The sequence below is a fragment of the Desmonostoc vinosum genome (assembly GCF_059505385.1).
The window spans coordinates 1-7,436 of the sequence record NZ_JCACKM010000236.1; the positions used below are offsets into that span (position 1 = coordinate 1).

Here is a 7,436-nt window from a genome sequence, read left to right on the forward strand (position 1 = left end):
CTCAAGTCTCTGCCTAATAGCAAAAGTCCGTTGAAACGGACTAAAAATACTGTTGTTAGTCGGTTTCAAGCGACTTGAGTTATCAGCCAGAAAATTTATTTTCTAGCGAGTATCCGACTTTTGCAAGAGGTCTATTGAAGAGATTATGAGCGAAGTCAAAACCCAAAGAAGTAGACATTATCGAGAATATTTAATTGAATCTTTAAAAAACCCAGAACGTACTGCTGGTTATATTAGCGTCATGTTGGAATTGGATGAAGAAGGATATGATGCAAATTTATTGCAATTGACATTAGAAGAAGTTGTAGAAGCAAGAAAACAATTAGGTGATTTTTCAGAGGTTAGACAACAGCATTTTGAAAAGTTGGATAAAATGCTTCTAGAAACTGGTGGTCAGGAAATTTTGGCTTTAATTGAGTTTTTAGATGCTTTAGGCTACAGGATTGGGATTGTAGAGAAAGAATAATAAAGATATTTATAGGTTATTGTCTTCACTTTTTTCTAGCAACCTATCAACTTTATTCTCAATTGTATTCAGCTTTCTCAAAATGGTAGGACGGTCATTGTCTAGGGATGCCAACAGGTTGGTAATACCCTCTTGAACAGTAGTTAACCTGGTAACAATATCTTCTAGTCGTGCAAAACCTGACTTACGAACATGCTCTTGTCCCCTCGCCCTTTCGGGTCTAGGTTCGTTCCGTTCCTTCGATTATTTTGATGGTTTAGGGTAGTCCAATTTGCCTATCCCCTCCTCGGAGTTTGCTGCTATCTTCCGCATAATGCAGCGAGAATATAAGGGATGTAGTCTAGGCTGTTGACTTTGTTGGTTTTTAGGCGATTTTGCGGAAAATTATTCGTGTTCTTTTTTGTTTGTGGAAAAACGGCTGGAACAGCCGTTTTTCCACAAAAATAGTCAACACACTTTCTGCATGAACCCTTATGGGCAAAAGAGTACAAAGTTTACAGCCTAGCTTCAGCCTCCATAATTCCGAGTATGGTCACTGTGGGCAGATTGGGAGTCACGTCGCTCCTGACGGGTGAGGTTTGCCGTTTTGGCTCACTCACATCTACTGAACAGTTAGGGTTTTCTAGGTTACTCACCCCTCTAGCTTATAGCTTGCCTCCATAGGTCAATACTTTTATGCTAGTAACGAATCGCACCCGTATAATAAATAGTTAGGCTGCTTATTCCTCACTTGAGATAGTACAAAAATCAGTTAGTTCATATTCAGAATGAGGTCAAGACGGGATTGCTAGACAAACTATAAAAGCAAAAAGCAATTGTGAAATTTCCTGCAATAGAATTCGTTGATAATCGCGATCGCGATCATTCACTTCCTAGTCCAATCATTCTCTCTAGTGCGTCGGCAAATTGGAAAGAACTACAGTTAAGTTATTCGCGTCAGCCTGCATTGTACATTCCCGCGCATACCTCGTCGCACCACACCCTCTGTATCAATACTGGCGAACCCATCAGAGCAGAACGGACTGTCGATGGGCAAGTTCAGACCATTGATGCCCTGCCGACTGGAGACATCGGCTTATACCCTGCTAATTTACGCCAATCATTTCAGTCGTATCAAGAAGCAGAAGCCATACATCTCTTCTTAGTTCCCAACTTACTTCACCGTACTGCAACAGAGCTTGGTCTTAAAGATGGGATTGTCCTAGAACCCAAATTATCTTCTGGAGTTGATCCCTTAATCCAGCAAATTGCGATCGCCCTCAAAACCTCGCTAGAAATTGATGGAACCACGACCCACCTCTACGCTGATGCAATGGCAAATGCGCTATCTGTCCATCTGCTTACCCGTTACTCCACTCACAAAAGTACGGTGAAGTGTCCTCAAGGCGGACTTTCTCAACAACAACTCAAGCAAGTCCTAGATCACATCCAGGATGCGCTCGATCAAGAAGTCAGCCTCGCTGAACTTGCCAACTTGGTTCAGTTGAGTCCTTATCACTTTTCCCGACTCTTCAAACAGTCCCTTGGGATTTCGCCCCACCAATACCATATTCGCTGTCGCATCGATCGTGCCAAACAACTCCTACTGAATCGCGGGATGCCCCTATCGGAAATCGCAATATCCGTTGGCTTTTCCAGTCAAGGACATCTAAATTATCATTTCAAACGTTGTGTAGGAGTCACACCGATGATATTTCTACGCGAAAAATAGCAAGAACTTGGAATGCGATCGCAAGAATCTAGAATACAAAAATTTTGCTTTAGATAAGACTAAATACGGTAACACCTACATAAATCTACGTAGAAATTACCTGCAAGGGTACTGCGTAAGTTGCGATCGTCCTCGCAAAATCAGATTTAGATGGGCAAACTTCTTGATCTATCAATCAGTTGATTGCCCTCTCGTAGGTTGGGTTAGGTCGAGCATTCGTTCACAATGATCTGGTCATCTTTGACACCCTGCAAAACTCAACATCCACGACACGCAAGGACGATCTACTGCGAGAGGAGTGATCGCGATAGAGAAAATAGCTTGTAAGCGTGGATTTTTAATCAACTCTAAGTGGAAATTACTGGAGGATACAATCATGCCGACACTGCGCATTCTGTACATAGAATGTATAACAACAGGTACAGGTGTTTTCTGGAAAGAGAATGATGCAGCGTTCTCGAAACTTTTAAATGACATCTTGGGCGCACAGAACAGGCTGCTAGGAACGGCTGGAGCGTTAACAGGATTGACTCCTCTTAGTGTGCTAAAAGATGCAATAAACGCGGCGGGAGACGTATGGAAGCAGGTAACCGATCTGATTGACCGTCTTGGCCTTGATGGCTCAGATGATTTCTATATTAGTCTTTCTGACCAGGAAAGACAGCAAAAGATATGGCCTGCTGGCGACTATTTTGCATTTGGTGATAAAAACCGTCGAGCCACCCCTGATCTACGAATTCCATACGATACGACGAAAACAGTCTATTTTTGGGAAAGAGATTCTGGAAGTGACGATGATATACTTGGTAGCTTCTCTGTGATTAGCCCTGAGCTTGCAGGGAGAAAAGGTGAAGCTGACGCTGCTACAGGTATATTTGTAGGAAGCAAAAAGGAAAATTCCTTGTATTACGTCGTATTTTCGGGCGGTATCGCCCTAAACAGCGATGGAAAACCGTCCCCATTAGGAACATCCGCTGCTGCTCTTTCAAAACCTCCGGTTACGGGTTGGGAACCGTTGGGAGGATTTCTGAATTCGGGACCTGACGTTTGTTCGTGGTCATCCGGACGACTGGATGTCTTTGCTCGTGGTGGTGACAATGCACTATGGCACAAATGGTTCGATGGTGGTTGGTCAGACTGGGAATCTTTAGGTGGAATCTTAACCTCAGATCCAAGTGCTGTCTCTTGGGCTAATGGTCGGATTGATGTTTTCGCTCGTGGCGCAGACAACGCGCTATGGCACAAATGGTTCGATGGTGATTGGTTTGAGTGGGAATCTTTGGGGGGTGAACTAACCTTTGGACCTGATGTTTGCTCAGCCCGTTCAGGACACCTGGATGTTTACGTGCGGGGCAGTGACAACGCGCTGTGGCATCGATACTTTGATGAACACGGCTGGTCTGAGTGGGAACCTCTAGGTGGAATTCTCACCTCAGATCCAACGGCTGTGTCATGGGGAAATAATCGAATCGATGTTTTTGCACGAGGTGGAGACAACGCACTATGGCACAGGTGGTTCGATGGTGCTTGGTCTAATTGGGAATCTTTGGGCGGCAGTCTGAGTTCTAGTCCTGACGTTTGCTCAGCCCGTCCAGGACATCTGGATGTTTACGTGCGGGGTGAAGACAACGCGCTGTGGCACAGATATTTTGACGAACATGGCTGGTCTAATTGGGAATCTCTGGGTGGTTTTCTCACATCAGATCCAACCGCAGTTTCTTGGAGCAATAACAGAATTGATGTCTTTGTAAGGGGCGGTGATTTTGCGCTCTACCACAAATGGTTTGATGGTAGTTGGAAGCCATAGATTAACCCATATCGTCTTTGAAGCAAGTGAGCGCAGTCTAACAAATTGATGGAGCCGACCGTCGATAGATTACGTGTTGAGTGTTCTAGATTATGTGCGGCGGCTCATCTCAATTGTTAGCCTGCTTCGTTTGTAGGCTGTGGTAGCTTTAAGTCGATCTGTCTACGTTTGGCGAAGCTATCTCCTTTATGAAGAATGTTTAAGTCATCTCATTGAATCTTAAGTCTTTGCTAGTTCACTTAAGCCAGAAATCAGATATAATTTGCCTTCTGATTGCATTTCAGCAATGTGAGGTATTTAGCAGGCAACTTAGTCTTAAAGTGTAACCGATGCAAGGTAGCTTATTTTTATTGAACAAGTTGAGAGAAAGGTTTTTGACGCAAAAACTGAGTAAGTTTGACATACCAATTTCTCAAAACGTCTTAGATATCGAAGATAAAACTCGTTCAAATATATTTACATGGCGTGGACAGTTTTCACCTCAGTTAATTGAAAGCTTATTGTTTACTTACTGTCCGAGGAATGCAACTGTTCTTGATCCTTTTGTAGGTAGTGGCACTGTTCTGTATGAAGCGGCATGTTTCGGTCTTCAAGCTTTTGGATACGAAGTGAATCCAGCAGCATGGATTCTTAGTAAAATATACGGATTTGCCAATCTTGAAAGCAGTAAACGTGCAGAGAGTCTCAATTTAGTACGAGATAAACTGGAAAGCTATTTCCCAAGGCAAATTCTCTTTAATGCGAGTTTGCCTAAAGAGGTTGAATTAGCCAGCTTTCAGCAAACTCTCTCAAACATTTACGATCACGCAAGTAGCAATGAGAAGGCAATTATAGATGCATCAGTGATATTGCTTGATTTGGCGAATAATTCCCTTACTGTGGATCGCATTCACCATACCTTTACTTCTCTTTGCCGAGTCATCGATAATCTGCCATATTCTGATTTACCAGTTACTACCTCACTTTGCGATGCACGTAGTCTACCTCTTGCGGAAGAAACTATAGACTTCGTTGTTACATCTCCTCCATATATTAATGTTTTTAACTACCACCAAAATTACAGACGTTCAGCAGAGACACTAGGTTGGGACTTACTCAAAATAGCTAAATCCGAAATAGGCTCAAACAGAGCGAACCGCGCCAATCGATTTTTTACAGTAATTCAATACTGTCTAGATATGGCTCTTGTTCTAAAAGAGATGCATCGTGTTTGCAAATCTAACTCTCGTTTGATTTTTGTAGTGGGGTATGAATCTAATGTCTTAGGCGTGCCATTCTGCAATTCAGAAATTATCTCCAATATTTCAAGAAGATCAGGTGCTTTTGAATTAGTAACGACTCAAAAGCGCACCTTCAAAAATAAATTTGGGAAAAATATTCGCGAGGATATTTTGCATCTCGTTAAAAGAGATATTGAGATGTCAACGTCAAACTGGGATGAAATTGCGAGGAGTGTCGCTCATGAGATTCTGATTTGTGGCTTAGCAGTTGTCCCTGATGGAAATAAGCACAGTCTCATTGATGCGATTGAGAAAGTACCAAAATTAGGTAAATCTCCTATTCTCACTAGTTAGTTAGCTAATTCTCATCATGATATCAGTCAACTAACTACTTCTCACTCAGCAGTTTACGATTCAACAAAGAATAATAAACCAATGCCTCAGTTACCAACACCTCACTACGACAAGCTTTTAGCCTGTTTAAGTAACTCTAGACTCCCTGCTGCTGACAGAGATGCAGTGGAAGAAGCACAGAAAAAATATCAACAATGGATTCGGGAACTTGAATCTGTAGAAAGTGGACAACCTGATACCGTAGAAAGATTGGTTGAAGCAACTAACCGTTACAAGAGATTTATCGAACTTGATTTGATCTTCGACAGCCCAGACAACTTTCTGTATCGTCAGAAAGGTCAACTTAAACTTGATAATACGATTTTAGAAGAGTTCTTGCCTCAACTGGTATATAGAAGTTTAAGGGGAATCGATGATTCGTTTAAAATTGGTACTAAAAGCACTTTTTCAGGCTTAAGTTTCCTTTCTTCTCTCGGTAATCCGGGTCAAGGGGGTGAACCAACTTTGAGAACGAAAAACCAAGACTTTGTATTAGGAAAGAAGCTATATCTAAAAGCTGCTTTTAATAGTGATTTTACAGGTTCTAAAGTTGTTGAATCTCATCTTGGCTACATTTGTGCTGAGTGTAAAACCAATCTGGATAAAACGATGTTCCAAGAGGCTGTAGCTACCAGCAGAGATCTTAAGATAGCTGTCCCTAGCTCGCTCTATTTTTTGGTGTGTGAGTTTTTAGATATGACTCCAGTATCAATTACCTCAACACAGATTGATGATGTATTGATTGTCAGAAAATCTAGGCGTATGTCTGCAAATATTCGACAAGAATACAGAACGCCAGAATCCAGGAGAGAGTACCGACAGGAATATGCTGATTTTATTGATGCTTCAAAATATTACCCTGACGTTTTTCAAAGGATGATTGATAAAATCCAGACTTTGGTGAATGATACTGCTCCTAGAGTTGATCAGGTGTTAAAGCGCGGTCATTTTTAGGTTGTGAGGTATTCCGTTCCCAATTAGCTAAGATCGAAAGCGCAGGCTAACAAAACAGTGGAGCGGACGGTACAGAGTCTTTGCGCTTCGTCTAGGTCATATCTGCCGCCGCTCACTTTAGCCGTTAGCCTGCTTCGCTTTTGGTTAGGGCAGTACACTAAGGGTAGTAAGCTGTTCCACATAATAATTTGCATAATTAGGGCAGGCAAGATGCCCACCCCACAAGAGTTTTATTTAATTTGATTATGTAATTTAGATGTTTTTTAGCTTAGTCAGTATCAAAAACTTAAAGAATGCCAAGAGAAGACGGAAAAAAACTTGAGAAGCTTGTCGCTGAGATTGAGAGAATTGTGGCAAAAGCCGGAAAAACCGTAGAGGTTAACAAACGATTCTACTCCGCAATCAACAACCAATTTTATTAGATGACTTGGATGCTTTAATTCCTGTACCAGATTTGGCATCCGAGTTACGGCTAACAGTCAGGGAGTTATTTGGTTGGTTGTTAGCGTGAGTTAATAAATTTAGCAGGCACTAAGCAAGATTTAATTCGTCACAATTAACTAGTTTCGTGGGTTTAAGTCCCCCAGTTCTATAATCGACAAGTTTTGTGTTGGGGTCTGTCTTACAAAGTTGAGGCAGTGTGATCTTGGGGAGCCACTGCGTTGGACGGGTTTCCCGGATTGAAGCAAGTGGCGTGGTTTCCCCCATGAACAACTGCCGTCAGTGAGGAGGAAACCCAAAGAGTGACTTTGCGCTAAATCCTCATTACAAAACTTAATTACGTTAGCGTTAGCGTTAGCGAAGCGGTAGCGAGGTACGAGCGTCAGCGGTAGCGACACAGGAGCGTCGCGTCATTACGAATTACGAATTACGAATTACGAATTA

Annotated in this window: 5 protein-coding genes; all 5 read left to right on the top strand. The window is 42.2% G+C overall.

The annotated features are described in order from the left end of the window. Positions 1-145: 145 nt before the first annotated feature. Positions 146-466 carry a transcriptional regulator gene (locus AC5JMF_RS27260; RefSeq protein ID WP_495798838.1) on the top strand — a complete coding sequence of 107 codons (321 nt, stop codon included), beginning with the start codon at positions 146-148 and terminating at the stop codon, positions 464-466. Positions 467-1,283: 817 nt separating this feature from the next. Next, positions 1,284-2,177 (top strand): helix-turn-helix domain-containing protein, encoded by an 894-nt coding sequence (locus tag AC5JMF_RS27265; RefSeq protein WP_495798839.1) that lies wholly within the window; start codon positions 1,284-1,286, stop codon positions 2,175-2,177. Positions 2,178-2,553: 376 nt separating this feature from the next. After that, on the top strand, positions 2,554-3,984 hold the full coding sequence (locus tag AC5JMF_RS27270; protein WP_495798840.1) for a PLL family lectin: 1,431 nt from the start codon (positions 2,554-2,556) through the stop codon (positions 3,982-3,984). Positions 3,985-4,313: 329 nt separating this feature from the next. Beyond that, positions 4,314-5,558 (top strand): DNA methyltransferase, encoded by a 1,245-nt coding sequence (locus AC5JMF_RS27275; protein WP_495798841.1) that lies wholly within the window; start codon positions 4,314-4,316, stop codon positions 5,556-5,558. A gap of 81 nt (positions 5,559-5,639) precedes the next feature. Beyond that, positions 5,640-6,551, top strand: coding sequence for a Bpu10I family restriction endonuclease (locus tag AC5JMF_RS27280; RefSeq protein WP_495798842.1), 912 nt, complete (start codon positions 5,640-5,642; stop codon positions 6,549-6,551). Positions 6,552-7,436 lie beyond the last annotated feature (885 nt).